The organism is Nonomuraea sp. NPDC049504 (assembly GCF_040676845.1).
GTDB classification, from domain to species: Bacteria; Actinomycetota; Actinomycetes; order Streptosporangiales; family Streptosporangiaceae; genus Nonomuraea; species Nonomuraea salmonea.
The window spans coordinates 17029-40356 of sequence record NZ_JBFAPT010000034.1 but is presented as its reverse complement, the minus strand read 5'-3'; the positions used below and the strand labels follow the sequence as shown (position 1 = coordinate 40356).

Here is a 23328-nt window from a genome sequence, read left to right as displayed (position 1 = left end):
AATGCTCGGGCATTCAAGGTGACATTTCGGGATTTGTCCGGTTGTGGTATTTGTGCCGCGTACGGGAATGGCGCCGCCCAGCGGCGATCCACCTGGATCAGGTCTTCACGTCAACGAGCCCCCGTGCTGCAGGCCGGAGCCCCCGTGATCGCCGTCGACGACGCAGAAGTCGTTGCCCTCCGGATCCCGCATCCAGGCATGGGACTCGAACCGCTCCTTGACGGTCGCGCCCAGGCCGGCCAGGCGGTCGATCTCCGCCAGCCAGTCCGCGGACACGATGTCGAAATGCACGGGCGTCTTCGACCGCGGCTCGAGCTGGACCTTCTGAAAGCAGATCTCGAGGTGGGGTCCGTCGAGGATGACGCTCGGATCGGTCTCCGGCGTGTAGCCGAGCGAGGCGAGGCGGTCGATCTCCGCCTCGTCGTAGGGCCGGATGTCGAACTCGTCCAGCGCGGCTGCCCAGAACCGGGCCAGCGCGGACGGAGTCTCGCAATCGACGACGACCTGCTGAAGACGTGCCATACCGGGCTCCTATCGTGTGGGCGGTCTCTGAACCGTCAAGGGATCAGTCTTGCTCAGCCCGCGCCGAGTGCAGGGCTGGATCGTGGTGGTTCGTCGGTCTTCCGGCCTGACGACGGCCAGAGCCGGGCGCACCTGCGTCCTTTCTCCAGGGCCCGAGGTGCGTGAGTGGTGTGGGGCTTGCGACAGTATGGCGGGATGGACTCTGAGAAACTTCGCGAATCGATCGGCAAGGCCTGGACGACGGACGTGCTGCCCAGTCTCTCCGGGCTGGTCGAGATCCCCGCCGTGTCACCCGCCTACGACGCCGCCTGGCAGGAGAACGGGCAGCTGCGTGCCGCCGTCGAGCACGTACGGGATTGGGTGGCGGCGCGGGGCCTGCCCGGCGCGCGCTGCGAGGTCGTGCAGCTGGACGGACGCGCCCCGCTGCTGCTCGTGGACGTGCCCGCGACGCCGGGCGCGACGGCGGCCGGGACCGTGCTGCTGTACGGGCACCTCGACAAGCAGCCGCCGCTCGGTGACTGGTCGGAGGGCTTGGGTCCGTGGCAGGCGGTGATCCGCGACGACCGGCTCTACGGCCGGGGTGCCGCCGACGACGGCTACTCGGGCTATGCGGCCACGACCGCGCTGGAGGCCGTGCACGAGGCGGGCGGCGAGCACGCCAGGGCCGTCATGGTGCTGGAGACGGGGGAGGAGTCCGGCAGCCCGGACCTGCCCGCTTACCTGGAGCATCTGGCCGACCGGCTCGGCGAGGTGTCGCTGGTGGTCTGCCTGGACGGCGGCGGCGGTGACTATGAGCGGTTGTGGCTGACGTCCAGCCTGCGCGGCGCGGTGCAGGCGACCGTGACGGTGCGCGTCCTGGAGGCGAGCGTGCACTCCGGGCTCGGGAGCGGCATCGTGCCGAGCTCGTTCCGCGTCATGCGCCTGCTGCTCGACCGGCTGGAGGACCCGGAGACCGGCGAGGTCAAGGTGCCCGAGATGGTGGTGCCCATCCCGGAGGAGCGGCGCGCGGAGGCGGCGGAGCTCGTCGCCCGGCATCCGGACGTCGCCGTGCCCCGGCTTCCGGTGCTGCCTGGCATGCGTCGCGTCTCCGACGACGAGGTCGAGCTCGTCCTGAACAACACCTGGCGGCCGACGCTGTCCATCACCGGCGCCGCCGGCCTGCCCGACCCGGCGGTGGCGGGCGCCGTGCTGCGCGACCGGACGTCCCTGCGGCTGAGCTTCCGCCTGCCGCCTTCGGCCGACGCCGAGGCGGCGCGGGCCGCGCTGGAGCGGATCCTCACGACCGACGTGCCGTACGGGGCGCAGGTCGAGGTCGGCGAGTACATGGTGATGAACGGCTGGCACGCCCCTGAGACGACCCCCTGGCTGGCGTCGGCGTTGCGGCAGGTCGGCGATGGCGTGTTCGGCAAGCCGTGCCAGAACCTGGGCATCGGCGGCGGGATCCCGTTCATGGAGATGCTCGGCCGGCGGTACCCGCGGGCGCAGTTCGTCGTCACGGGGGCACTGGGTGCGGACTCGAACGCGCACGTACCGGACGAATGGCTGAACATCCCGTTCGCCGTCCAGGTGACGGAAGCCGTCGCCCACCTTCTCGACGCCCACGCCCGCGCCGCCGACCCGGCCTGAACCCCTGTGACGAAGACCCCGGCCACCCGGGGCCTGGCGTGATCCGCGTCGATGTTCAGTACACGGTTGGCGGCGGCCATCCTGGTGACCGCGTCAGCCCCCCGGCGCCGACGCCGCTCGCACCGCACGCGAGAGGATCGTCAGTTCTGGGTGAAGGCGAGTGGTACGCCGCAGGCGTCCTCGGCGGTGACGTAGAAGCCGTCGGGGGTGGTGCGGGTGTCGATCATGTTGTGCTCGATGAGGTCGCGTGCGGCGGTCAGGTCGCGTACGGCGACGGTGTGGGCGGCCAGCAGGGGCAGGGCAGGCGCCGTGTGGCCAGGGAGGACGTCGCCGAGCGCGGACTGCGCAATGATCTCCACTCGGCCGTGTCGCAGCATGAGCACGTGTTTGGGGCCGTCGATCCACACGTCGGCGTCCAGGAGGCGGGCGTAGCGCTCCTCGTGCTCGTCGATTTCGTCGTCGGGCACGACCACCAGCACGCCGTGCAGGCCGACGGCGCCGTTGGGGTGGTCGAGGTAGCGGGGCTGATGGACGTACTGCGGGGTGTGGTGCTGGGTGGCCTGGAGCGCTCCTTCAGGGGTGTGTCCCGCGTCGATGCGGACGCTGTCGGCGCGTACCGTGCGGGCGCCCTCGGGGGTGGCGACCTCGCGTTCCAGCGCGCGGATGCCGGTGGAGGCCAGGCGGGCGGCGTGCAGCCGGTCGGCGGTGGTCTGGATGTCGCGTGAGCCGAGCGTCATCAGCAGGCCGCGGTAGGTCCGGCGCAACTGGTGAACGCCCCAGGGGTCAGGGGCGGCGGGGTCGACGATGCCGAGCAGTTCGATGAACGACTGCCCGAAGTAGGCGCACCGGTTGGCGGTGCAGGTGGGCACGAGCGGGCCGCCGGGTCGTTCGGCCAGGTGGTGAGGTGAGACGGGGCTGAGCGTGAAGCCGAGAGCCTCGAAGCGGGCGGCGGCCGCGGCGAGGTCGGTGGTGATGAGCACCGTGTGGTCGATGGAGTCGATGTCGGCGGTCATGTGGATCGTCCTCAAGAGTTCGGTGGGTCAGGCGGCCGCTGCGACGGCGGCGGCGATGAACAGCACTTGCAGGGCCGTACGGGTGGGCAGGGGCGTCACCGGCTTGCCTGCCAGGGTGAGACCGCGGCGGGCGGCCGAGACGTTGGCAGGGAACATGGCGAGCATGAGCAGGGCCAGCCCGATCGCGGCGTAGGGCGCGAGCGGCGGGTACAGCAGCCCGGCGGCGCCGGCCAGCTCCAGCACGCCGGTGAGCGTGACCATGAGCTCCTTGTGCGGGATCGCCGGCGGGATCATGGCGACGAAGTCGCGCCGCCATGAGGGCAGGAAGTGCGGCACGCCGGTGAAGACGAACATCAGGGCGAGCGCGCCGCGCAGGGCCGGCTGCCAGGCGTCCAGGATGTCGACACCGGCCAGGCCGATGAGACGCAGAACGACGAAGCCCCCGGTGAGGGCGATGAACGGAACCATCCCGTCCTCCAATCTTGTCGTTGGCAAGATTGGAGGAGGATGCGCATCTTGTCAATGTCAAGATAAGGTGAGGTCGCCGCACCGGACCCGGAGGTGAGAGAGATCCATCAGTACCACCACGGCAACCTGAAACGCGTCATCATCGACGCCGCGCTGCAGGCCATCGGCGAGTCGGGCCCGGCGGGCTGGAGCCTGCGTGAGCTGGCCCGCCGCGCGGGCGTCTCCCACGCCGCGCCCGCCCACCACTTCGGCGACAAGCAAGGCCTGCTGACCGCCGTGGCCGTCGAGGGTTTCGCGCTGTTCGGCGACGCGCTCGAGCGCGCGGCCGATGACGTGTGGGAGGTCGGCGTCGCCTACGTCCGCTTCGCCATCGACCATCGGCCCTACTTCGAGGTGATGTTCCGGCCCGAGCTCTACCGCGCCGACGATCCGGCCGTCCAGGCCGCGCACGAACGCGCCGCGAACGTGCTCATCACCAGCGCCCGCGCCCTGTCGCCTGGTCCCGAGCACGACCGGATGACCACGATCGCCGCCTGGTCGCTGGCGCACGGCTTCACCAGCCTGTGGCTCAGCGGCGCGCTGCCCGAGAGCGCTTACGAAGACCCGGAGGCGCTGGCCCGCTCGATGATCCGCCTCGTCCTCGGCGCCCTGCGATGAGCGATCGGGCGCTCGGCCGGCGTGAGCACGGCGTGAGCACGGCGTGAGCACGGCGGTCGGCCAAGAGCGGGAGCCGGGTGCGGGAGTCAGGTGCGGGCAGCATTCCCCGGTGGAGGGCGGGCAGGAGTCCGGCTCGTGACAGGGAGGTCGTGCCCGCTCCTGAGGGGGCGACGACGATCGGCGAACCGCGCGTCCGTCAGGCCGGGTGGTCGAGGGCGTGGAGGGACTCGACCCGTACTTCAGCCGCTACCTGCCGCAGGTCGTCGTCACCTGCTGCGTGCCGGTGGCACTGGTCGGCTGGCTGTTCATGGTCAACCCGCCGGCCGCGGCGATCCTGGCCGTGGCCGTGGCCAGGGTCCTGGTCATCAGATACCTCCGAGGAAACTCCCGCCTTCAGGCGGGAGGAATCGGACCCCTGCGGAGCAGGACAGGGGCAGCCGGTTAGCCGTCAGGCGAACCGGCGTCAAAACGCCGTGCGGCACCGCAGGGTTCGGTAGTGTGTTCGGCGGTGGCGATGACCAAGCCACCGGACGAACGATCGGAAACATCCTCGCCGCCGGGCCGGCGGAGTGGTGAAACGCCTGTGGAGCTGGTGTAAGACCTCAACGAGAGGTCCTTTCTCGGGCGGGCGACCGGCGGTGAAGCAGGAAGCCTCACGGGCGACCGTGGGAATCCCCCTCGTTCACGAGGTGGAGGAGGTCAATCCCCGGTTCTGGGACGCGACCCTGCTGCGGAGGGGACGCGGCCGGTGGGCCGCGTTCGCCGCGCTCGCCTCCGACTACCTGGAGGCGACGCAGGGCATGGCGACGCTGCGCGCGTTCGGTGCCGACGGCACGCTGGGCGCGCGGCTGGCCGGGCGAGCTCACGGCCTCTACCTGACGACGATGCGCCAGCTCAGGATCTCGCTGGTGGAGACCGGGATCAGCACGTTCTTCGTCCAGGCGGGCGCCGCCGCGGCCATCCTCGCGGCCGCGACCGTGGGCAGCGCGTGGGAAGTGTTCGTGGTCCTGGTGATCGCCGTGGAGTGCTTCCGCCCGGTGAAGGGCCTCTCCGACGCCTGGCACGCCGGATATCTCGGAATCACGGCCGTCGACGGCATCGAGGCCCTGCTGGCGGCGTCCCCGGCCGTCGAGGACCGGGGCACGCGACGCGACTTCCCCGACGCGCCCGCCGTCACGTTCGAGCATGTCACCTTCACCTACCCGGGCGCCCCGCGGCCCGCCGTCCGCGACGTCTCCTTCACCGTCGAGCCGGGCCGCACCGTCGCCCTGACCGGCCCGTCCGGCGCGGGCAAGAGCACGCTCGCCGCCCTCCTGCACCGCCACCACGACCCCGACCAGGGGAGGATCACCATCGGCGGGATCGACGTGCGCGACCTCACGCTCGACGCGCTGCGCGGCGATGTCGCCGTGGTGGCGCAGGACACCTACCTCTTCCACGGCACGGTGGCCGAGAACCTGCGCCTGGCCCGGCCGGACGCCACCGACGAGGACCTGATGGCCGCCGCCCGGCTGGCCGCCGCCCACGACTTCATCGCCGAGCTGCCCGGCGGGTACGACACGCCCCTGGGAGAGCGCGGGGCGACGCTGTCGGGCGGGCAGCGCCAGCGGCTGGCCATCGCGCGGGCACTGCTGGCTGACGCCCCCGTCCTGGTGCTCAACGAGGCCACCTCGCACGTGGACGCGCGCACCGAGCAGGCCCTGTCCGAGGTGCGGCGCGGACGTACCTGCCTGATGATCGCCCACCGGCCCGACACCATCCGCCAGGCCGACCACGTGGTGACCCTGGAGAACGGCACCCCTCTGGAGACCGTGGCATGAACCCGTCCATCCGCTGGGTCGCGGGCGCCGTCGGCGCGCACCGCCGCGCCTTCATCTCCACCCTCGTCTCCAACCTGCTCGGGCAACTCGCCGCGCTCGGCGCGACCGTGACCGGCGCCTGGCTCGTCGGCCGCGCCATCAGCGGGCAGAGCGCCCCGCTCGACCTGGCCGGCGCCGTGCTCGGCGGGCTGGTCGCCGTCGCCACCCTGGCCGCCTGGTGGGAGACCTACGTCGCGCACGACCTGGCCTACCTGGTGCTGGCCAGGCTCAGAGGCCAGGTGTACGACGCGATCGCCAGGATCGCCCCGGCCCGCCTGCTCGGCCGCCGCAGCGGCGACCTGTCGGCGGTCGCGCTGTCGGACATCGAGACCCTGGAGTGGCTGTTCGCCCACACGCTGGCGCAGCTCATCACGGCCGGCACTGTGCTCGTCGCGGGCAGCGTGGCCGCGGCGACGATCGATCCGCTGCTGCTGACGGTGTCGCTGCCGCTGGCCGCATTCGTGGTGGCCGTGCCGCTGTGGTTCCGTAACACTTCGCGCAGGCAGGGCGACGAACTGAGGGCCGCCACCGCTGAGCTGACCTCCGACGTCATCGACACCGTCCAGGGCATGCCCGAGCTCACCGCCTTCAGGGCGCTCGAACGCCGCAGAGACCTGCTGGCGCGCAGGACCCGCCGGCTGGCCCGCGCCCAGGCGGCCGACGCGGCGCGCGGCGGGCTGGAGGCCGCCCTCACCGACCTGCTCCTCGCCGTCGCGGCGGCCGGGACGCTGCTCCTGGTCGCGACAGTGATCCCGAACCCGGCCGCCGCGCCGGTGGCCATGGTGCTGGCCGCCGGCGCGCTCGGCCCCGCGGCGCAGGTGGCGCTGCTGCTCAAGGAGTACGGCGCGTTGCGCGCGGTGGCCGGCCGCGTGCACACCCTGGTCACCGCGCCCGCCAACGTGCCGCCGCCGCGCGAGCCCCTCCAGGTGGCAGAACGGCCGGACGTGGTCTTCGAGGACGTGCGCTTCCGGTACACACCCGATGGGCCCGACGTGCTGCGCGGCGTGTCCTTCCGCATCCCGTACGGCCAGACGGTCGCCCTGGTCGGGGCGTCGGGGGCGGGCAAGTCCACCTGCGTGTCGCTCCTGCTGCGCTACTGGGACCCGGACGGCGGGCGCATCCTGGTCGGCGGCGTGCCGCTGCCGCGGATCGCCGATCTGCACCGGCACGTCACGGTCGTGCCGCAGGACGTGCGCCTGTTCGCCGGCACGATCGAGGAGAACGTGCGGCTCGGTGCCCCCGGCGCCGACGCGGCGGCCGCCCTGCGCACCGCCCAGCTCACCCTCGATCCGGAGCTGCCGGTCGGCGAGCGGGGCGCCACCCTGTCCGGCGGCCAGCGCGCCAGGGTGGCCGTCGCCCGGGCGCTCGCCACGAGCGCGCCGGTGCTCGTCCTGGACGAGGCGGTGGCCAACCTCGACCCCGACAACGAGGCCCGCCTCACCGAGGCGCTCCGGCAAGCCGCCGCGGGACATGCCACGCTCGTCATCGCCCACCGCCTGTCCACCATCCGCCAGGCCGACCACATCGTGCTGCTGGAAGAGGGACGCGTCGCCGCCGAAGGCTCCTACGACGAGCTCGGCGAGCGGCTGTCCCACCTGTTCGCCCACCGCCCGTGAGGCAGCCGGTGATCACGCCGGCCGACGGCATGGTTCACGCACGGGCCGATCACACCGCTGACCGACACCGCCTTGCTCGACGGCGGGTTCCGCCAGGCCGGTGAGCATGCCGCGGAAGCCGCTGGGTCGCCCAGGTCCGCACCGCCGGATGCGTCAGGTGGGGGGCGAGCAGGAAGCGCCCCGCCATCAGCAGGGCCACCAGCAGGGCCACCAGCAGGGCCACCAGGACCATGAACGCCCACGGAACCCGGCCGAGCCCCCTCGCGCCCGGGACTCCGGCGGCCGGCCACCGTCCGGGAGCGGCCGGTCCGCCGTACTCGGCCGCGCCATCACCCTCCCGCCCGCACTCAGGTACGCGGCAGCAGACCAGCGCGGCTGTCTCACCGCTTACGCCCGATAGTGGCGGAAGCCCGGCGTGGTGATACGGTCTGCCGGAAATGATTCTCATTTTCGGGAGTGTCCTTGAGATCGTTGCGCGAGTCAGGTTCCTCGGACTCCGGCGTGGCATCGTCGCCGGCGGTCCCGGGAGCTGAAGATCCACCCACCGGTAGAGCGGGGCCGGCCATGCCGCTGATCGTCGTTCCGCTGGCCGGTGTCCTCGCGGTGTCGATGCTGCTGGCGATAGGTCTCGGCGCCGCGGCCGTGCCGCCGGGGGAGACGCTGCGCTACCTGTGGGCGGCGGTGACCGGCGGCTCGATCACGGCCGAGGAGGTCACCGCGTACCAGATCATCTGGCAGGTACGGACCCCGCGCGTGCTGCTGGCGGTGCTGGTGGGCGCCGGACTCAGCGTGGTCGGCGTGGCCATCCAGGCGATGGTGCGCAACGCACTGGCCGACCCGTTCGTGCTCGGCGTGTCGTCCGGGGCGTCGGCCGGAGCGGTTCTGGTCAGCGCCAGCGGCGCGCTCACCGCCCTGGGGATCTACGCGGTGTCGGCCGGCGCGTTCCTCGGCGCGCTGCTCGTCTCCGCCCTGGTCTACCTGGCCTCGCGCGGCACCGGTGGGCTGTCGCCGTTGCGGCTGGTGCTCACCGGGGTGGCGATGGCGTTCGGCTTCCAGGCCGTGATGAGCCTGATCGTGTACTTCGTCCCGGATGGCGAGTCGACCAGCACGGTGCTGTTCTGGTCGATGGGCGGCTTCGGCGCGGCGACCTGGGGAGCGCTCCCGGTCGTGGCGGTCGTCACCGTGGTCACGGTCGTGGTGCTGCGCCGCTCCGGGCGGAGCCTGGACGTGCTCGCCCTGGGCGACGAGACCTCCGTGAGCCTGGGCGTGGACACCGTCAGGCTCCGCAAGGGCCTGTTCGTGCTGACCTCGCTGGCCACGGGCGCGATGGTCGCGGTCAGCGGCGCGATCGGCTTCGTCGGGCTGGTCATGCCGCACCTGGTGCGGCTGTGGGTCGGCGCGGCACACGTACGCGTGCTCACCATCGCGCCGCTGGTCGGGGCGATCTTCATGGTCTGGGCCGACCTGGTGGCCAGGACCCTGGTGGCGCCACGCGAGCTGCCATTGGGCGTGATCACCGCGCTGGTCGGCGTGCCGGTCTTCGTCGTCCTGCTGCGCCGCCGAGGCTACCTGTTCGGAGGCCGCTGATGACCCGCCTGCTGCTGGACGATCTCTCGGTGTCCATCGACGGCGTCCCCATCGTCAAGGAGCTGGCGCTCGCCGTCGGCGACGGGGAGGTGGTGGGGCTGGTCGGGCCCAACGGCTCGGGCAAGACGACGGCGCTGCGCTGCGTGTACCGCGCGCTGCGGCCCAGCGGCGGCGCGGTCCTGATCGACGGCAGGGACCTGTCGCAGCTGCCGCTGCGCGACAGCGCCCGGGTCATCGCCGCCCTCACCCAGGAGGGGCGGGCGGACCTGGACTTCACGGTCGAGGAGGTCGTCGCCCTCGGCCGTGCCCCTCACCTGCGCGGCAACCAGGCGCTCAGCGCCCGCGAACGTGAGCTGTGCCGCCAGGCGATGGCGCGGATGGAGGTGCTGCACCTGGCCGGCCGTGGCGTGCTGTCGTTGTCCGGCGGGGAACGCCAGCGCGTCCTGGTCGCCCGGGCGCTCGTCCAGGAACCCCGGCTGATCGTGCTCGACGAGCCGACCAACCATCTCGACCTGCACCACCAGATCCGGCTGCTGTCGATGCTCAGGGGCGCCGCGCTGAGCGTGCTGGTCACCCTGCACGACCTCAACCTGGCCGCCTCCGCCTGCGACCGGCTCGCCGTGCTCTCCCACGGCGTCCTCGTCGCGTGCGGCCCGCCCGCCGAGGTGCTCACCGAGGAGCTCCTGCGCGAGGCGTTCGGCGTCGAGGCGAGCGTCGTCCCCCATCCGCTCACCGGGGTCCCCCAGGTGCTCTACGACCTGGGCACGGCCACGACCATGAAAGGAAACCCGAAGTGAACAGACGCACCCCCGCCGTGCTCCTGACCGCCGTGCTCCTGGCCGGCGCGCTCCTGCTCGCCGGATGCGGCGCGCAGGTGGAGGGCGGCGCGACCGCCGCGCGCACGGTGACGGTCAAGAGGTGCGGCGAGGACGTCCAGTACACCACGCCCCGCCGGGCCGTCGTCTACGAGGGCGGCAGCGCCGACAAGCTGTTCGCGCTCGGCCTGACCCAGCACGTGCACGGCTACGTGATGCCACCCGCCAACCCGCCGGTCACCGAGTCGCCCTGGGCGGCCGAGTACGCCAAGGTGAAGTTCCTCAGCGACGACCTGCTCAACCGGGAGCTCGTCGTGGACGCCAAAGCCGACTTCGTGGTCGCCGGCTGGCGCTCCGGCTTCAGCGACCAGCGCGGCATCACCCCCGCGATCCTCGACGGGCTGAACATCCAGAGCTTCATGCACACCGAGTCGTGCTTTAACTATCCCGGCCACCCCGAGCGGGTGGCGCCGTTCGAGGCCCTCTACACCGACCTCGAACGCCTCGGCAAGATCTTCGGCGTCGAGGCCAGGGCCCAGGAACTGATCGCCGGCTACCGCAAGCGCGTCGAAGCGGTCCAAGCGCAGGCGCCCAAGGGTGACCCGACCCCTGTCTTCCTGTACGACTCGGGCACGGACAAGCCGTTCACCGCGGGCAGCCAGGTGCCGCCCACCGACATCATCCGCTTCGCCGGCGGCCGCAACATCTTCGGCGACCTGGACGCGCGGTGGGGCGAGGTCACCTGGGAGGCCGTGGTCGAGGCCAAGCCGGAAGTCATCGTCATCCTGGACTACGGGGACAAGCCCGCCACGGAGAAGATCAAGTTCTTGAAGGAGTTCCCCACCACCAGCAAGCTGCCCGCCGTGGTCAACGATCGCTTCTACGTCCTGGACTACAACGAGGGCATCAGCGGGCCGCGCAACATCGACGGCCTGGAAGGGTTCGCGAAATACCTGAGCGAGCTCCAGACGTGACCGGATGAGTACCGGAGCATGTTGTAGATCACGAGTCTCGTTCGTCCCCCGTCCCCTCGGAGGCATCCACTTGTGAGCGCACCGATGACCACCGGCTCGGAGACGTCGCCGTCCGCGGCACGGTCCATCCTGCGCGAGAGGCGGTTTCTTCGGCTGTGGTGCGGCACCACCGCCTCGGGGCTGGCGACCTGGGCGCTGCCGTTCGTGCTGGGGCTCGCCGTGCTGGAGCGCGAGCTCACCGCCGCCGGTCTCGGGATCGTGCTGGCCACCCGGACCGTCGGCTTCCTCGCCGCGGCGCCGATCAGCGGGGTCCTGGCCGATCGGTACTCGCGCCGCGCCGTCGTGTGGTGGGCCGGACTGGCCGCCGCGCTCGCCACTCCGTTCATCGCGCTCGGGCTCGGATGGTCGATCCCGCTCATGGCCGTGGCGGCGGCGGTCGTCGGCGCGGGCCAGGGGGCGTGTCGGCCCGCGTTCCAGGCGCTCACGGCCGAGGTCGTGGACGCCGGCCGCCGGCGGCAGGCCAACGCCGCCATGACCCTGGCCGTGCGCGTCACCACCCTCGTCGCGCCGGCGGGCACGGCGTTGCTGGCCGCCGTCCTGAACACCTGGTGGCTGCTGATCGGCACCGGGCTGCTGTGGCTGGCCGCCGCCGTGCTGCCGCCCAGGGGCCTGCCCGCCCCGGCCCGCGAGGCGGACGGCGTGCGGTTCTTCGCGGAGTTCGGCGAAGGCGTGCGCGAGGCGCGCCGGCACCCGTGGTTCCTCGCCGGGCTTGGCGCGCTGGCCGCCGTCATCTTCACCGGTTACTCGGCCACCGGCGTGGCGCTCCCGCTGGTCAGCCGCGACCGCTACGGCACGGAGGCGGTCCTGGCGGCGGCGCTCACCGCCTACACCCTCGGCGCCCTCGCCGGCGCGCTGCTCGTGGCCCGCTGGACTCCGCGTGCCCAGGGCCGGGCCGCGCTCGCCGGCCTGGCCCTGTACGGCTTCGCGCCGCTCAGCCTGCTGCTCCCGGTGCACCCGGCGGTGGTATTCGCCGCGTACGCGCTGGCCGGGCTGGGCATCGAGGTGTTCAACGTGCCCTGGTTCACCGCCACGCAGCGCGAGGTCGAGCCGCGCCTGCTGGCCCGGGTCTCCTCACTCGACTTCCTCGTCTCCTACGGTCTGGCCCCCGTCGGTCTCGCCTTCCTCGCCCCGGCCATCGACGCCTTCGGCTGGCAGCCGGTCCTGGCCGGATGCGCGCTGGTGTGCTTCCTCGCCCCGGCCGCCGCGGCCCTGGTCCCCAGCAGCCGCGGCTTCTCCCGACCGAAGAGGTGCTGAAGATGCCTTTCGGTATCCGGCGCCGGGGCGGCCTTCCCGCCTGCGGCGCGTCCAGGAGGCGACCTACCCCATCGGCGCCGCTTTCGCGGCGACCGTCCGCGCGAGTCGCTCCAGCCGTAGTCCGGCGACTCCGCGATAGGCCCGGCTCAGCAGGGCCGCGAGAGGACCCGTGTGCGTGAAGTCGTGCCGGACGATCGTCTGCGCGCCGTGCCGGCGCAGGAGCCAGTTGCCCTCCTCGGAGAACCCGGGGACCTGCCATGCGGTGACGATCAGGTCCGGCCGGATGTCCTTGTAGACGAAATGACCCGGCAGCCCAGGCCGGACGGTGATCCGGTACTCATGGCCGACGGCGGCCTCCGGCGGCCCGTCGATGCTGTGGAACGCGGGATTCCATCCGGGCAGTGCGAGCGGGTCCAGCAGGAGGCCGCGCACCCGCTCAGGCGAGGCGTCGACGGTCAGGACGGCCTCTTCTACGGTGTTCATGGGGTCGCCTTCCGGTTCGTGGTGGCGCGGCGCGCCACGGCCTGTCCGGCGGGGAACGCGTCGGCGAAGGTGCGGAGCAACGCGAGGGTCTCCTGGACGGGCGCGCCTTCGATGAGTTCGTCGATCGTCTGGTACAGCCGCTGTTCGACGCCTGCGATCTCGGCGGCGAGGCGTTCCCCCTCCTCGGTGAGGACGAGGGTGACCTGCCGCCGATCGGCCGGGTCGGTCTCGCGGCCGATGAGCCCCGCGAGGACGAGCCGGTCCACCAGGCGGCTGGGGCTGCCGCCGGTCTCGCAGACGAGCAGTTGTCCCAAGCCGAGCAGCGTCAGCGGCTGGTGATCGGCCAGCACGCGGATGACCTCGGCCTGGGAGGGGGTCACGCCGAGCGGCCGCAGGTCGGTCGCGAGGAGGCGGTTGCCTTCACGCTGGATCGCCAGGATGAGGTAGCGCAGTTCTTCAGCCGGCCGCATGTGCCACGGCCCCGGTCGCGAGCGCGGCGGCCAGGCGGTCGGCCGCCGCCGGGTCATGAGCCGCCAGGACGGCCAGGTCCGGCATCTTCTGGCGCAAGGCGTTGACCTTGGCCACGGCGTCGCGCATCTGCTTCTTGTCTCCCACGCCCGGCAGTTCGCCGGCGAACAGCAGGTCGGCGTCGTAGGTGAGGTCGCCGACCATCAGCAGCGGCGCATGGCCGGGCCGCCGGACCAGCATCGACAGCGATCCGGGGGTGTGGCCGGCGGTGGGCAGGAGCACCAGGCTTCCGTCGCCGAACAGATCGTGGCCGTCGGTGAAGGGCGCCAGCGTCGGATCGGCCAGCGGCTCGGGGACGACCCGCTTCCAGTTCAGCCCGGGAAGCTCGATGTGCGAGCGCATCAAACCGCGCATCTCCGGGAGGGGCGCGCTCAGCGAGTTCCATTCGTCACGGCTGACCACGATGTCGGCGTGCCCGAGCAGCGGAAGCCCGCCGATGTGGTCCTGGTGGAGGTGGGAGATCACCGCCGTGTTCACGTCCTGGACGCGGTAGCCCAGCTCGGACAGGCCCGCGGCGAGCGTCTCGGCCGGGCCGATCTCGAACTTCGCCAGGCGTGAGTAGACCAGCCCGTTGAGCCCTCCGGGGAAGTAGGCCGGGTCGGTGACCGACGCGCGGTCCTGCCCGGTGTCGAAGAGGACCACACCATCGCGGTGTTCGATCACGTACACGTTGATCGGCCGTGCGGCGGTCCACCGCGTGGAGGTGAAGAGCCACACGTAGGTGTTCTTCCATGTCGGCCCCACGTGCTCGGGACGGATGGCCACCGAGCCGGTGCTGATCACCGAGATGGTCTTGATCGGGTCCGTTGAGAAGGTCATCACGCGCTCCCTGCCAGATTGAATGTCGTGTCATTAGATTACACGACATTCAATCGCCAGGACCGCCAGGTCCGGTGAGCGCAGGCCCGGCCCAGGGGCTGCTCGGTTCGCTGATCGCCCCAGAGACCTGATGTGACGCCGACCGCATCCAGGACCAGATCGGCCGGTTCCACGAGGCCGTGCGGGAGGTGGAACCGGCGCTGCCCAGGTCCGCCCTGGACGAGGGCGAGATCCTGGTGCTGCACAATTACCGCTGCCGGCACGGCCGCGACGGGCACCGCGGCTACTTGATCGCGCTGAACCCCTTGAAGGCGAGATATCTCACCGGAACGCACGACGACCTCGCCGCCCGGGTCGGGTTGTCCGCCGGCTTCGTCCGCGCGTGGCACGCAGGCGAGGGCTGGACCCTGCGCCCGCGCGCCGGAGCATGACGCCGTGCGTTCCGGGCCGGTGCGCGGATCACGGCTCAGAACGCGTCGGGGTAGAGCCGCTCCGCGATCTGCCGCACGATCGAGACGTTGCCCAGCGTTCCGGGGAACACGTCGGCGCTGGAGACCGCGATCAGCCGGTCATCGAGCACCGCCGGCATGTCCGGGAAGGTTGTGGTGAGGTACTTGCGGGTCGCGGCCTCGTGCTTGTCGTCGTACACCGAGAACACCAGCGCGTCGGGCCGCTCGGCCGCGAGGGACTCGGGCGTGATCGTCGCGGCGAAGAACTTCGCGAACGCCGGCTGCTCGGGAGTGTAGACGTTGTCCGCCCCCGCCAGGCGAAGGATGTCGTACTCGACGCCGGCGCCGATGGCCTGCAGGGTAGTGCCGTCGACGTACACCTGCGCGACGCGCAGCCTTTTCACGCCGGCGAGCGCCTTGGCGACCTTGTCGAGCTCGGCCCGGCTCTTCGCGATGAGGCCGGCGGCGGCGTCGTCCACGCCGAAGATCTTCCCGATGTTCTCCAGATCGGTGAACAGATCCGTGACCTCGCCGGTCATGCGCCGGTCCTTGCACCCGCCGTTGGCGACGTAGACGGAGACTCCGGCCTGCTCGAGCTGCTCGATGCTGGCGAAGCCCTGCTCGGCGGTGAACTCGTAGGTGGTGGGCGAGTAGACGAAGTCCGGCTTGACGGCCAGCAGGTCCTCACGGCTGGGCGGGGTGACCCCGCCGATCACCGGAATGTTCGCGGCAAGCGGCGCCACGTCCTCCGGCAGTGCCTGCGCCTTGGCCTGCGCCTGCCCGGCGATGCGGCCGGCCAGGCCCAGACGCAGCAGCAGCTCTGTCTGCGCCGGGTGCATGCCGACGGCCGCCTTCGGAGCGTCGCTGACGACGGCCTTGCGGCCGCAGTTCTCCAGCGTCACCGCGGCGGCCGCGCCGGCTCCCGGGGAAGCCGGGGCCACGGAGGTGCCGCAGCCGGTGAGAAGCAACGCCACGGCTGCGCTCGCGATGACGGCGGAACGTGCGGGAGGGCGAGAGGGGCGCGTCATGTGGGTGTGCTGCTTTCTGTTCGGGTGGAGGCCACGTCGATGGGGTCGCCGCTCGCATCGAGGCGGCGGAAGGCGAAGACAGGTTCATCGGGGTCGCCGAGGACGCGGACGTCCACGCCGAAGGTGGTGCGGATCAGCTCAGGGCTGAACACCTGCGCCGGCGGCCCGGCGGCGACGATGCGACCAGCGGCGAGCACGACGACACGGTCGCAGTACTGGGTCGCGAGGTTCAGGTCATGGAGAGCGGCGATCACGGTGCGTCCCAGACTGCGCACCGTGATCATCAACTCGTGCTGGTGGCTGATGTCGAGATGGTTGCTCGGTTCGTCCAGCACCAGCACTGGGCTCTCCTGCGCGAGAGCGCGGGCGAGCATGACACGCTGCCGCTGACCTCCGGAGAGGGTGGCGACCATGCGGTCGCCGAGGTCGGTGATCTCGGCGCGGCGCATCGCCTCGTCCACGATGCGCATATCGCCGGGGGTGTCCCGGCCGAAGGAGGCGTGGTGCGGGGCGCGGCCGAGCAGCACCGTCTCCTGGACGCTGAGGTCGAAGTCGGTCGCCGGGTCCTGGAGCATGACCGCCACCGCTCGCGCCGACTGCCTGCCGCTCAGGCGCTGCACGTCCTGCCCGTCGAGACGCACCGTGCCCTGCCGAGGCTTCAGCGCACGGTAGAGCGTACGCAGCAGCGAGGACTTCCCGCTGCCGTTCGGCCCTACCAGGCCCACCACCGTGCCCGATTCAACGCTCAGCGACGCCCGCCGCACCACGTCCCGGCCACCGAGGGCGACGGTGACGTCGTCGAACTCCACCCTCATCGGCCGAACCCCGCACGCTCGGCCCCGTTCCGCCGCATCAGCCACAGGAAGAACGGAGCACCGACGAATGCGGTGAGGATGCCCAACGGGATCTCCGTCGGCGCCGCGACCGTACGCGCCAGCAGGTCTGCGATCATCAGGAACACAGCCCCGCCCAGCACCGTCACCGGCAGCATCCGCCGATGGTCCGCACCCACCGCGATCCGCGCGATGTGCGGGATGACCAGCCCGACGAACCCGATCCCGCCGGCGACCGAGACCACGGTGCCGGTCAGCAGCGACGCCACCACCAGCAGCAGCCCGCGCAACCGGGAGGCGTTCACCCCCAGCGAGAGCGCCGACTCGTCCCCGGTCAACAGCGCGTTCAGCGACCGCGCCAGCAGCGCCGCGATCACCCCGGCCACCGCGAGCGCGACGGCCGGGCCGACCAGGCTCGGCATCGACGCCGCCGACACGCTCCCCAGCAGGAAGAACAGCACGCTGACGACGTTCTGCGCGTCCGTGGAGATCGTCAGATAGCTCGTCACCGCGCTCAGCAGGGTTCCCAACGCGACACCGGCCAGAATCATCCGCATCGGCGACAACGCTCCATCCTTCCGCGCCAACGCCCCGACGCCGGCACAGGCCGCCAAGGCGCCCGCGAACGCGGCCACGTTCAACGACAACCCGCCCAAGGCGGCCGAGCCGAACACGATCACGAGCACCGCCCCGACGCTCGCCCCTGAGGACACGCCCAAAATGTAGGGTTCGGCGAGCGGATTGCGGACTGTGACCTGCATCAATGCGCCCGCCAGCGCCAACCCGGCACCGGCCAGCGCCGCCAGCAGCGTTCGCGGCAGCCGGAACTGCCACACCGCCTGATCCTGCAACGGCGTCAACGTCCCGTCCGACATCCACGACATCCCCGGAACCAGATGCCCGATCACGATCTGAGCCGCCTCCGCCAGGCTCACCGGCACCGATCCCACCGCACCGGACAGCACGATCAGAACCCATACCGTGACCGCAAGCGCCACGCAGAGCAGCCCTGTGCGTCGTGCCAGGCGACGCCGTGCGCGACCAGGCCGCTTTGTCTGATCGTCAGAGGGGGAGGAGCGCTGAGAGGGACCTAAGTACACGACGCGGCATGCTATCGAGAATGACTATCATTATCAATTTCGCCGACGCCCTCCGGGATCAGGAGAGTCGGGGTCTCAGCTTGGCGATCGAGGCGAGAGCGCGAGGTCCACAGGGTTGCCGTCTCGTGCCACGCCTCACCCGGGTGATCCCGTGATGCACCACAATCCCCGCTCGGTCGGGCCGGTGGGCGTGGCATGCAGGCCGTGCCCGGCGAGTTCGGCCTTGAGCCGGTCCGGGCCGAGGAGCCACCAGGCGTACTCGACCTCCACCTCCTCGGCCGGTTCCCCGTCCTGGAAGGCGCGGTAAGTCATGTGCCAGGTGATCTGGTCGGGCCCGGAGGGTTCTGCGCGGCCCCAGCCCTCGTACCGTCGCCGCCCGATGCGCAGCTCGGAGAACCGGGTCTGCGGCACGGCGACGGGTTCGGCCGGAGGCTGGAGGTTGAGCACGGCCCGGCCGCCGGGCAGCAGGCGTTCGGCCAGCAGCCGCCAGATCGTACGGCGGCCGCCGGGGTCGAAGTGGCCGATGACGTTCATGGCGACCAGCGTGCCCAGGCGGGGCGGGAGCGTGGCCTGGAGCAGGCCGCCCGGCAGCACGGTCACGCGGTCGCGCAGGCCGGGGTCGTCGTTGACCCTGGCGAGCAGGACCGCGCGCAGCCCTGGCGACGGCTCCACGGCATGGATCTCCGCCGCCGGCAGTGTCCGCGCGATCACGCGGGTGCCGTGGCCGCCTCCGGCGCCCACGTCCACGACGGGCCCGGGGGCTCCGCGCAGCGCCTCGGCCAGCGTGGGGGCCAGCACCGTCCAGGGCGCGGCGAGCATGACGTCCACGAACTCCGCGGAACGCTCGTACTCGTCGCTCACATGAGGCTTCACGTGCTCTCCTCCAGGTTCAGTACGGGGGCGAAGGGGTCGTCGTAACGGGCCCACGCCGCGGCGCCCGGCAGCAGGTCCCCGTGATCGGTGAGGCAGGAGTCGAGCAGGCCGCAGATGCGGTCGCGGTCGACGTCAGGGCCGGTGAAGACCAGGTGCTGGACGCGGTCGCCGATGATCGGGTTCCAGTCCAGGGCGGCGGCGGCCCGGCGGGCCGGGGAGACCAGCTCCCAGGCGGCCTCGGGCAGTGCCGCCAGCCATGGGCCGGCGTCCCGCACGGAGACCACTCCCGCCACGGCGTCCCACGCCAGCATGCGTTCGTGCCGGTTGGCCAGCCAGAACCGGCCGCGAGAGCGGACCGTGGTGGTGACGAGCTCGTCCATGACGTCGAACAGGCGGCCGGGGTGGAGCGGGCGCAGCCGGTGCCAGACGACCGTGGTGACCTCGCCGGCCCGCCCGTCCGCGGGGAACTGGGCGGTGGCCGGATCGACGCGTTCGGCGAGTTCGCGGACGTCCAGTGTGGGGCCCGTGGGGTCGGGGACGGTGACGATCGGCGTGTGCGGGGCCAGGTGGCCGAGCACGGCGGCCGACAGCTCGGCGTCCTCGGCGTCGCCACCGTGCAGCGACAGGCTGGTGGCGTACTCGATCTGGCGGGCCAGCACCTCGGCCAGGTGCCGCTGATCGCCGGCCGTCGCGGTCCGGCAGGTGTCGGCCAGGCGGTCGCCCCGGCAGATGTCCACGGGCAGGTGCCCGGCGTCCAGCGCCGTGTGCACGCAGGACAGGCGGAGATGGCCGGCACGGGCCACGGCTTCGGCCGCCGGGCGCGGCTCGACCGAGTCCCCGAGGTCGATGATCAGCAGCGGCGCGCCGGGGGAGTCGCGGGCCACCCGCTCGGCCTGGCCCGCGGTGATGCCGTGACCGATGGTGATGGCTCCTGGGTGGCGGCGCAGCAGGCGATCGACCGCCTCGGTCCGGGCGCAGCCGTACAGGCCCCCGACGAGGGCGACGGGAATGGGCACAGTGCCTCCAACAAGTTCAGGTGCCGGTGCGCGAGGCGTAGGGGGGGAGGACCACCTCGCGCGCGTTCTTGACGGCCTTGGCGATCAGTGGCTGCTGCTGGGCGGTGACGCCGGTGGCTCGGCCGGGCGCAGCCGCTCGATCGTGGCGGTACGCGCCGTGGCGTGCATGCCCGCGACGAGGATCATGAGGGCCGGCATGAAGCCTCCAGGTGCAATAATGAAAATCGTTGTCGTTATCATGGCATGAGTTCGCCCATGGGAAGGAACCGTTTTGGCTAGAAATGAGGTGCGGCCGGTGATCAAACTCCGATCCACGGCCGGCACCGGCTACACGTACGTGACGAGGAAGAGCCGCAGGAACACCCCCGACAGGCTCACCTTGCGCAAGTACGACCCGACCATCCGTCGGCACGTCCTCTTCCGGGAGGAACGATGAAGAAGGGCATCCACCCGGAGTACCGGCCGGTCGTCTTCCGCGACCCCGGCGCGGACTTCGCGTTCCTCACCCGCTCCACGATCAGCAGCGACAAGACGATCGAGTGGACCGACGGCAACACGTACCCGGTGGTGGACGTCGACGTGTCGTCGGCGAGTCACCCGTTCTACACCGGCCGCAGCCGCGTCCTCGACACCGCCGGGCGCGTCGAGCGGTTCAACCAGCGCTACGGGAAGGCATGATGTCCGCGCACTGCCAGCTCACCGGCGTCAAGCCGGTGTTCGGCAACAACGTCTCCCACTCCCACCGCCGCACCCGGCGCCGCTGGAACCCCAACATCCAGCAGCGCCGCTACTGGCTGCCCAGCGAGGACCGCTACGTCCGGCTCACCGTCAGCGCCCGCGCGATCAAGACCATCGACAAGATCGGTGTCGAGGCGGCCGTCGCGCGGATCCGCGCCAGGGGAGAGAAGGTCTGATGGCGAAGAAGAGCAAGATCGCCGCCAATGAGCGGCGCAAGGCCGTCGTCCTGCGTTACGCCGAACGGCGCGCGCGGCTGAAGGAGGTCATCCGCACCGGCACGCCGCAGGAGCGGGCGGACGCCGTACGCGAGCTGTCCCGGCAGCCACGCGACGCCAGCGCCACCCGCGTGCGCAACCGCGACTCCGTCGACGGCCGCCCTCGCGGGCACCTGACCAAGTTCGGGCTCTCCCGGGTGCGGTTCCGCGAGATGGCCCACCGCGGCGAGCTGCCCGGCATCACGAAGGCGAGCTGGTGACCATGGCCGTCCCCAAGCGCAAGACCTCGCGCAGCAACACCCGGCACCGCCGCAGCCAGTGGAAGGCCACTGCGCCCGACCTCGTCCCGATCACCGTGAACGGGCGGGAGCTCCTCGTGCCCCGGCGCCTCGTCCGCGCCTACCAGCGGGGCCTGATCACCGTCCAGTGAGATGACCCGGCCACCGGGCCGTCCGCCGTGCGTCAGTAAGCCGGGCGCGGTGGCACGGCAGGATGCCCGGTGGCCGTCACCGAGCCTGATGTCCGAAACCGCCGTGGGGTCGCTGTCCATGAACGAACCGCGTGTCGAGCCGGACCGCCCGATGGCGGACGAACGGCTGATCTCGGTGCTCCTCGATCGGGCCTGTAGCGAGGGGCTGCCGCCGGCCGGTGAGGGAGGCCTGCTGCGCAGCGGCTGACCACACGAGTGCCGGAGCCGGCCCTGGAAGGCGACCCGAACGGGATCACCTGGAGCTGCTGGTACGTAGCGTAAGGCGTGATGCTAGCTGTGGTGCGTCACCGCCAGGGTGCGCAGGACGCAGAACTCGTTGCCCTCGGGGTCGGCCATGACCACCCAGCTCCGGTCCGGGCCTTGGCCCACGTCCGTCCTGACGGCGCCGAGGCCGAGCAGCCTGGTCACCTCGTCGTCGGTGCTGCCGTCGATCGGGCTGACGTCGAGGTGGAGCCGGTTCTTCACGGTCTTGCCCGCCGGCACCCGGATGAACTGCAGGGTGGGTGGCATCTGGCGGGCCCGGACCTCCTCGACGGCCGGCACCCAGGACCCGATCTCGACCTTGCCCTCGCTCCGGTCGATCACTTCGAAGCCCAGGACCTCGCACCAGAAGGCCGCCAGCCTCTCCGGGTCCTGGCAGTCGATGGTCAGCTCGGTGAGCCTGCTTGTCACGTCTCTCCGATGGTCGAAGGCTTACCGAACCATGCGGAGAGTGCCGCACGCAGCGAGAGCGTGGCGCTGCCGGCGCTCTCGCCGAGGCCCGCGGCCCAGGCGACGTGACCGTCCGGGCGGATCAGCAGGGTGTCGGCCGGTGGGTCGTCGGTCTTGGCGGTGTGGACGTCGAGGAGATGCCGCCAGTCGCGGGCGGTCCGGAGGAGCTCTGGGCGGTCGGCCAGGTCGAGCAGGACGGGCCGGGCGGGGTGCATGAGTTCGGCGACGCTGGTGATGCCCTGGCCGCTGTGCAGGGTGAGGTCGGGGGCGAAGGCGCCAGCCAGCGGATGATGCCCGGTGCCGGGCATCGGGTAGCGGATGTCGGTGCCGGCGACGAGGGCCCCGATGCGGCGCAGCGGCTGCTCGTCGGCGAGCAGTTCGGTGAAGACCTCGCGCAGCGCTTCGGCGGCCGCGTCGTGCCCGCGCCGCAGGGCCACCTGCGCTCGGGTGTGCAGCAGGGTGCGGGCGCCGGCCAGGTGGCGTTCGGCGTGGTAGGTGTCCAGCAAGCCGGCCGGGGCGTTGCCGTGGAGGTCGGCGGCCAGCTTCCAGGCCAGGTTGACCGCGTCCAGCATGCCGGCGTTGAGCGCCACTCCGGTGGCCGGGAACAGGTGCGCCGCGTCACCGGCCAGCAGGATCCGCCCCTCGCGGTAACGTTCGGCCTGGTACGCCTTGAAGGTGAAGCGCGACAGCCGGGTCGATCCGGCCAGGGGCAGGTGGGCGCCGAGCACGCGGTGGATGCTGTCCTGCAGTTCGGTGAGCGTCATCGGGACGTCGTCGTCGTATTCGGTGGTCTCGTCCTCGATGGTGTAGAGGGAGACGGACTGGGTGCCGGGCGCGGAACCGACGCCGAGCAGGCCCTGGCCGGTGCGGGTGAATCCGGCGCGGATGGTGCCGAAGCCGGGGACGTCGAGATCGCCGTTGCCGAGCACGGTGACCGTGCCGGGCAGGGTGACCTGGGCCAGCCGGTTGACCTCCGGATAGGTGGTGCCGGGGAACGGGATGCCGGCCCAGTCGCGGATGCGGCTGCGCGCGCCGTCACATCCCACGAGGTACCGCGTGCGCGTCCGGTACGGGCCGTCCGGGCCGAGCACGTCCACGACGACCGCGTCGCCGTCCTGGCGCACCCCGATCACCTCGTGGCCGCGCCGGAGGTCGACGCCGAGTTCGCCGGCACGGTCGCCGAGCAGCCGCTCCAGCAGCTGCTGCGGCAGCGGCAGGGCGTGCATCGGGGGATCCGGCAGGTGGGTGAAGTCCAGGTGCACCCCGCCGAACGGGAACCGGGGAGCCGGCGCGGGGCCGGTGCAGGCCGCTTCGAGACGTTCCAGCAAGCCTCGGTGACGCAGGAGTTCCAGGATCTGGCCGCCCAGGCCGCCGGCCTTGGGGGTGTCGCGGGGGCGCGGCTGCCGTTCCAGCACCAGGGGCCGCACTCCGGCCAGGTGCAGTTCGGCGGCCAGCATGAGTCCGGTCGGGCCGGCCCCCACGATGATCACGTCGGCGTTCCCCGCCGGCCGCTCTTCTCGCAGGTCTTCCGCGGGCCGGGTGGGCCCGAGGTGGTTCGTCATCGATCACCTTTCGATCGTGTCGTTCGTCGCGC

General features: G+C 71.7%; 29 protein-coding genes and 1 pseudogene. 16 read left to right on the top strand and 14 right to left on the bottom strand.

Annotation, left to right across the window (positions count from 1 at the left end; all coding sequences use genetic code 11):
• Window positions 1-105: 105 nt before the first annotated feature.
• Window positions 106-522 carry a VOC family protein gene (locus AB0K28_RS43660; RefSeq protein WP_364382293.1) on the bottom strand — a complete coding sequence of 139 codons (417 nt, stop codon included), beginning with the start codon at window positions 520-522 and terminating at the stop codon, window positions 106-108.
• A gap of 195 nt (window positions 523-717) precedes the next feature.
• On the opposite strand from AB0K28_RS43660, the gene AB0K28_RS43655 reads away from it, so the two are divergent.
• Window positions 718-2148, top strand: a complete 1431-nt coding sequence (locus AB0K28_RS43655; protein WP_364382290.1) for a M20/M25/M40 family metallo-hydrolase — start codon at window positions 718-720, stop codon at window positions 2146-2148.
• A gap of 140 nt (window positions 2149-2288) precedes the next feature.
• Here the strand turns inward: AB0K28_RS43655 and AB0K28_RS43650 are convergent, their stop codons facing one another.
• Entirely contained in the window at window positions 2289-3161 is an 873-nt protein-coding gene (locus AB0K28_RS43650) for a VOC family protein (RefSeq protein ID WP_364382287.1), read from the bottom strand.
• 27 nt (window positions 3162-3188) lie between these two features.
• Window positions 3189-3629 (bottom strand): DoxX family protein, encoded by a 441-nt coding sequence (locus AB0K28_RS43645; RefSeq protein WP_345408682.1) that lies wholly within the window; start codon window positions 3627-3629, stop codon window positions 3189-3191.
• Window positions 3630-3722: 93 nt separating this feature from the next.
• Between AB0K28_RS43645 and AB0K28_RS43640 the strand changes: the two genes are divergently transcribed.
• From AB0K28_RS43640 to AB0K28_RS43605, 8 genes are all read left to right on the top strand, one after another.
• Window positions 3723-4286: a TetR/AcrR family transcriptional regulator gene (locus AB0K28_RS43640; protein WP_364382284.1), complete on the top strand. Its 564-nt coding sequence runs from the start codon at window positions 3723-3725 to the stop codon at window positions 4284-4286.
• A 217-nt stretch (window positions 4287-4503) separates the two neighbouring features.
• A complete protein-coding gene (locus AB0K28_RS43635; RefSeq protein WP_364382281.1) occupies window positions 4504-4731 on the top strand; it encodes a hypothetical protein in 228 nt (75 codons plus the stop codon).
• A 220-nt stretch (window positions 4732-4951) separates the two neighbouring features.
• Complete coding sequence (locus AB0K28_RS43630; protein WP_364382278.1) at window positions 4952-6106, top strand: ABC transporter ATP-binding protein; 1155 nt, start codon at window positions 4952-4954, stop codon at window positions 6104-6106.
• Entirely contained in the window at window positions 6103-7761 is a 1659-nt protein-coding gene (locus AB0K28_RS43625) for an ABC transporter ATP-binding protein (RefSeq protein WP_364382275.1), read from the top strand. The genes AB0K28_RS43630 and AB0K28_RS43625 overlap by 4 nt, the downstream gene beginning before the upstream one ends.
• A 564-nt stretch (window positions 7762-8325) precedes the next feature.
• Window positions 8326-9348 carry an iron ABC transporter permease gene (locus tag AB0K28_RS43620; protein WP_345408670.1) on the top strand — a complete coding sequence of 341 codons (1023 nt, stop codon included), beginning with the start codon at window positions 8326-8328 and terminating at the stop codon, window positions 9346-9348.
• A complete protein-coding gene (locus AB0K28_RS43615; protein WP_364382272.1) occupies window positions 9348-10145 on the top strand; it encodes an ABC transporter ATP-binding protein in 798 nt (265 codons plus the stop codon). Before AB0K28_RS43620 ends, AB0K28_RS43615 begins: the two co-directional genes overlap by 1 nt.
• Window positions 10142-11137 carry an ABC transporter substrate-binding protein gene (locus AB0K28_RS43610; RefSeq protein ID WP_364382269.1) on the top strand — a complete coding sequence of 332 codons (996 nt, stop codon included), beginning with the start codon at window positions 10142-10144 and terminating at the stop codon, window positions 11135-11137. The genes AB0K28_RS43615 and AB0K28_RS43610 overlap by 4 nt, the downstream gene beginning before the upstream one ends.
• A gap of 84 nt (window positions 11138-11221) precedes the next feature.
• Window positions 11222-12451, top strand: coding sequence for an MFS transporter (locus tag AB0K28_RS43605; RefSeq protein ID WP_364382436.1), 1230 nt, complete (start codon window positions 11222-11224; stop codon window positions 12449-12451).
• A gap of 63 nt (window positions 12452-12514) precedes the next feature.
• Here the strand turns inward: AB0K28_RS43605 and AB0K28_RS43600 are convergent, their stop codons facing one another.
• The 3 genes from AB0K28_RS43600 to AB0K28_RS43590 are packed head-to-tail and all read right to left on the bottom strand — an operon-like array spanning window position 12515 to window position 14281.
• Complete coding sequence (locus AB0K28_RS43600) at window positions 12515-12934, bottom strand: SRPBCC family protein (RefSeq protein ID WP_345408668.1); 420 nt, start codon at window positions 12932-12934, stop codon at window positions 12515-12517.
• Window positions 12931-13404, bottom strand: a complete 474-nt coding sequence (locus tag AB0K28_RS43595; RefSeq protein WP_345408666.1) for a MarR family winged helix-turn-helix transcriptional regulator — start codon at window positions 13402-13404, stop codon at window positions 12931-12933. Before AB0K28_RS43595 ends, AB0K28_RS43600 begins: the two co-directional genes overlap by 4 nt.
• Window positions 13391-14281, bottom strand: a complete 891-nt coding sequence (locus tag AB0K28_RS43590) for an N-acyl homoserine lactonase family protein (protein WP_345408664.1) — start codon at window positions 14279-14281, stop codon at window positions 13391-13393. The genes AB0K28_RS43595 and AB0K28_RS43590 overlap by 14 nt, the downstream gene beginning before the upstream one ends.
• 179 nt (window positions 14282-14460) lie before the next feature.
• Here AB0K28_RS43590 and AB0K28_RS43585 point away from each other — a divergent pair, with 179 nt between their 5' ends.
• A complete protein-coding gene (locus AB0K28_RS43585; RefSeq protein WP_345408662.1) occupies window positions 14461-14712 on the top strand; it encodes a hypothetical protein in 252 nt (83 codons plus the stop codon).
• A gap of 35 nt (window positions 14713-14747) precedes the next feature.
• Here AB0K28_RS43585 and AB0K28_RS43580 read toward each other — a convergent pair whose 3' ends face one another.
• The 6 genes and pseudogenes from AB0K28_RS43580 to AB0K28_RS43555 all read right to left on the bottom strand — a co-directional run.
• Window positions 14748-15704: an ABC transporter substrate-binding protein gene (locus tag AB0K28_RS43580; protein WP_364382264.1), complete on the bottom strand. Its 957-nt coding sequence runs from the start codon at window positions 15702-15704 to the stop codon at window positions 14748-14750.
• 50 nt (window positions 15705-15754) lie between these two features.
• Window positions 15755-16573 carry an ABC transporter ATP-binding protein gene (locus AB0K28_RS43575; RefSeq protein WP_345408656.1) on the bottom strand — a complete coding sequence of 273 codons (819 nt, stop codon included), beginning with the start codon at window positions 16571-16573 and terminating at the stop codon, window positions 15755-15757.
• Complete coding sequence (locus tag AB0K28_RS43570; protein ID WP_364382260.1) at window positions 16570-17589, bottom strand: iron ABC transporter permease; 1020 nt, start codon at window positions 17587-17589, stop codon at window positions 16570-16572. Before AB0K28_RS43570 ends, AB0K28_RS43575 begins: the two co-directional genes overlap by 4 nt.
• Before the next feature lie 237 nt (window positions 17590-17826).
• On the bottom strand, window positions 17827-18564 hold the full coding sequence (locus AB0K28_RS43565) for a class I SAM-dependent methyltransferase (RefSeq protein ID WP_364382257.1): 738 nt from the start codon (window positions 18562-18564) through the stop codon (window positions 17827-17829).
• The gene (locus AB0K28_RS43560) at window positions 18561-19580 is read right to left on the bottom strand and encodes a GTP-binding protein (protein ID WP_364382254.1); all 1020 of its coding nucleotides are present in this window, start codon (window positions 19578-19580) and stop codon (window positions 18561-18563) included. Before AB0K28_RS43560 ends, AB0K28_RS43565 begins: the two co-directional genes overlap by 4 nt.
• A 16-nt stretch (window positions 19581-19596) precedes the next feature.
• Window positions 19597-19701 (bottom strand): annotated as a pseudogene (locus AB0K28_RS43555) (30S ribosomal protein S18); the annotation flags it as partial.
• Window positions 19702-19851: 150 nt separating this feature from the next.
• Here AB0K28_RS43555 and rpmG point away from each other — a divergent pair.
• From rpmG to AB0K28_RS43525, 6 genes are all read left to right on the top strand, one after another.
• Window positions 19852-20016 carry a 50S ribosomal protein L33 gene (gene rpmG, locus AB0K28_RS43550; RefSeq protein ID WP_364382251.1) on the top strand — a complete coding sequence of 55 codons (165 nt, stop codon included), beginning with the start codon at window positions 19852-19854 and terminating at the stop codon, window positions 20014-20016.
• Window positions 20013-20258, top strand: coding sequence for a type B 50S ribosomal protein L31 (locus AB0K28_RS43545; protein WP_364382248.1), 246 nt, complete (start codon window positions 20013-20015; stop codon window positions 20256-20258). Before rpmG ends, AB0K28_RS43545 begins: the two co-directional genes overlap by 4 nt.
• The gene (rpmB, locus tag AB0K28_RS43540) at window positions 20258-20494 is read left to right on the top strand and encodes a 50S ribosomal protein L28 (protein ID WP_364382433.1); all 237 of its coding nucleotides are present in this window, start codon (window positions 20258-20260) and stop codon (window positions 20492-20494) included. The genes AB0K28_RS43545 and rpmB overlap by 1 nt, the downstream gene beginning before the upstream one ends.
• Window positions 20494-20793, top strand: a complete 300-nt coding sequence (rpsN, locus tag AB0K28_RS43535) for a 30S ribosomal protein S14 (RefSeq protein ID WP_345408646.1) — start codon at window positions 20494-20496, stop codon at window positions 20791-20793. The genes rpmB and rpsN overlap by 1 nt, the downstream gene beginning before the upstream one ends.
• A gap of 2 nt (window positions 20794-20795) precedes the next feature.
• Window positions 20796-20963, top strand: coding sequence for a 50S ribosomal protein L32 (gene rpmF, locus AB0K28_RS43530; protein ID WP_345408644.1), 168 nt, complete (start codon window positions 20796-20798; stop codon window positions 20961-20963).
• Window positions 20964-21081: 118 nt separating this feature from the next.
• Window positions 21082-21210 (top strand): hypothetical protein, encoded by a 129-nt coding sequence (locus tag AB0K28_RS43525; RefSeq protein ID WP_364382245.1) that lies wholly within the window; start codon window positions 21082-21084, stop codon window positions 21208-21210.
• An 83-nt stretch (window positions 21211-21293) separates the two neighbouring features.
• Here AB0K28_RS43525 and AB0K28_RS43520 read toward each other — a convergent pair whose 3' ends face one another.
• Together AB0K28_RS43520 and AB0K28_RS43515 are read right to left on the bottom strand one after the other, a co-directional pair.
• Complete coding sequence (locus AB0K28_RS43520; RefSeq protein ID WP_364382242.1) at window positions 21294-21695, bottom strand: VOC family protein; 402 nt, start codon at window positions 21693-21695, stop codon at window positions 21294-21296.
• Window positions 21692-23296, bottom strand: coding sequence for an FAD-dependent monooxygenase (locus AB0K28_RS43515; RefSeq protein WP_364382239.1), 1605 nt, complete (start codon window positions 23294-23296; stop codon window positions 21692-21694). The genes AB0K28_RS43520 and AB0K28_RS43515 overlap by 4 nt, the downstream gene beginning before the upstream one ends.
• Between the last annotated feature and the right edge of the window lie 32 nt (window positions 23297-23328).

Bases quoted from the DNA above. Each gene is read 5' to 3' on its own strand.
- rpmB (WP_364382433.1), top strand. From the start codon at position 20,258: ATGTCCGCGCACTGCCAGCTCACCGGCGTCAAGCCGGTGTTCGGCAAC.
- AB0K28_RS43615 (WP_364382272.1), top strand. From the start codon at position 9,348: ATGACCCGCCTGCTGCTGGACGATCTCTCGGTGTCCATCGACGGCGTC.
- AB0K28_RS43545 (WP_364382248.1), top strand. From the start codon at position 20,013: ATGAAGAAGGGCATCCACCCGGAGTACCGGCCGGTCGTCTTCCGCGAC.
- AB0K28_RS43660 (WP_364382293.1), bottom strand. From the start codon at position 522: ATGGCACGTCTTCAGCAGGTCGTCGTCGATTGCGAGACTCCGTCCGCG.
- AB0K28_RS43575 (WP_345408656.1), bottom strand. From the start codon at position 16,573: ATGAGGGTGGAGTTCGACGACGTCACCGTCGCCCTCGGTGGCCGGGAC.
- AB0K28_RS43655 (WP_364382290.1), top strand. From the start codon at position 718: ATGGACTCTGAGAAACTTCGCGAATCGATCGGCAAGGCCTGGACGACG.
- AB0K28_RS43600 (WP_345408668.1), bottom strand. From the start codon at position 12,934: ATGAACACCGTAGAAGAGGCCGTCCTGACCGTCGACGCCTCGCCTGAG.
- rpsN (WP_345408646.1), top strand. From the start codon at position 20,494: ATGGCGAAGAAGAGCAAGATCGCCGCCAATGAGCGGCGCAAGGCCGTC.
- rpmF (WP_345408644.1), top strand. From the start codon at position 20,796: ATGGCCGTCCCCAAGCGCAAGACCTCGCGCAGCAACACCCGGCACCGC.
- AB0K28_RS43645 (WP_345408682.1), bottom strand. From the start codon at position 3,629: ATGGTTCCGTTCATCGCCCTCACCGGGGGCTTCGTCGTTCTGCGTCTC.
- AB0K28_RS43590 (WP_345408664.1), bottom strand. From the start codon at position 14,281: ATGACCTTCTCAACGGACCCGATCAAGACCATCTCGGTGATCAGCACC.
- AB0K28_RS43605 (WP_364382436.1), top strand. From the start codon at position 11,222: ATGACCACCGGCTCGGAGACGTCGCCGTCCGCGGCACGGTCCATCCTG.
- AB0K28_RS43650 (WP_364382287.1), bottom strand. From the start codon at position 3,161: ATGACCGCCGACATCGACTCCATCGACCACACGGTGCTCATCACCACC.
- AB0K28_RS43625 (WP_364382275.1), top strand. From the start codon at position 6,103: ATGAACCCGTCCATCCGCTGGGTCGCGGGCGCCGTCGGCGCGCACCGC.
- AB0K28_RS43525 (WP_364382245.1), top strand. From the start codon at position 21,082: ATGAACGAACCGCGTGTCGAGCCGGACCGCCCGATGGCGGACGAACGG.
- AB0K28_RS43620 (WP_345408670.1), top strand. From the start codon at position 8,326: ATGCCGCTGATCGTCGTTCCGCTGGCCGGTGTCCTCGCGGTGTCGATG.
- AB0K28_RS43515 (WP_364382239.1), bottom strand. From the start codon at position 23,296: ATGACGAACCACCTCGGGCCCACCCGGCCCGCGGAAGACCTGCGAGAA.
- AB0K28_RS43595 (WP_345408666.1), bottom strand. From the start codon at position 13,404: ATGCGGCCGGCTGAAGAACTGCGCTACCTCATCCTGGCGATCCAGCGT.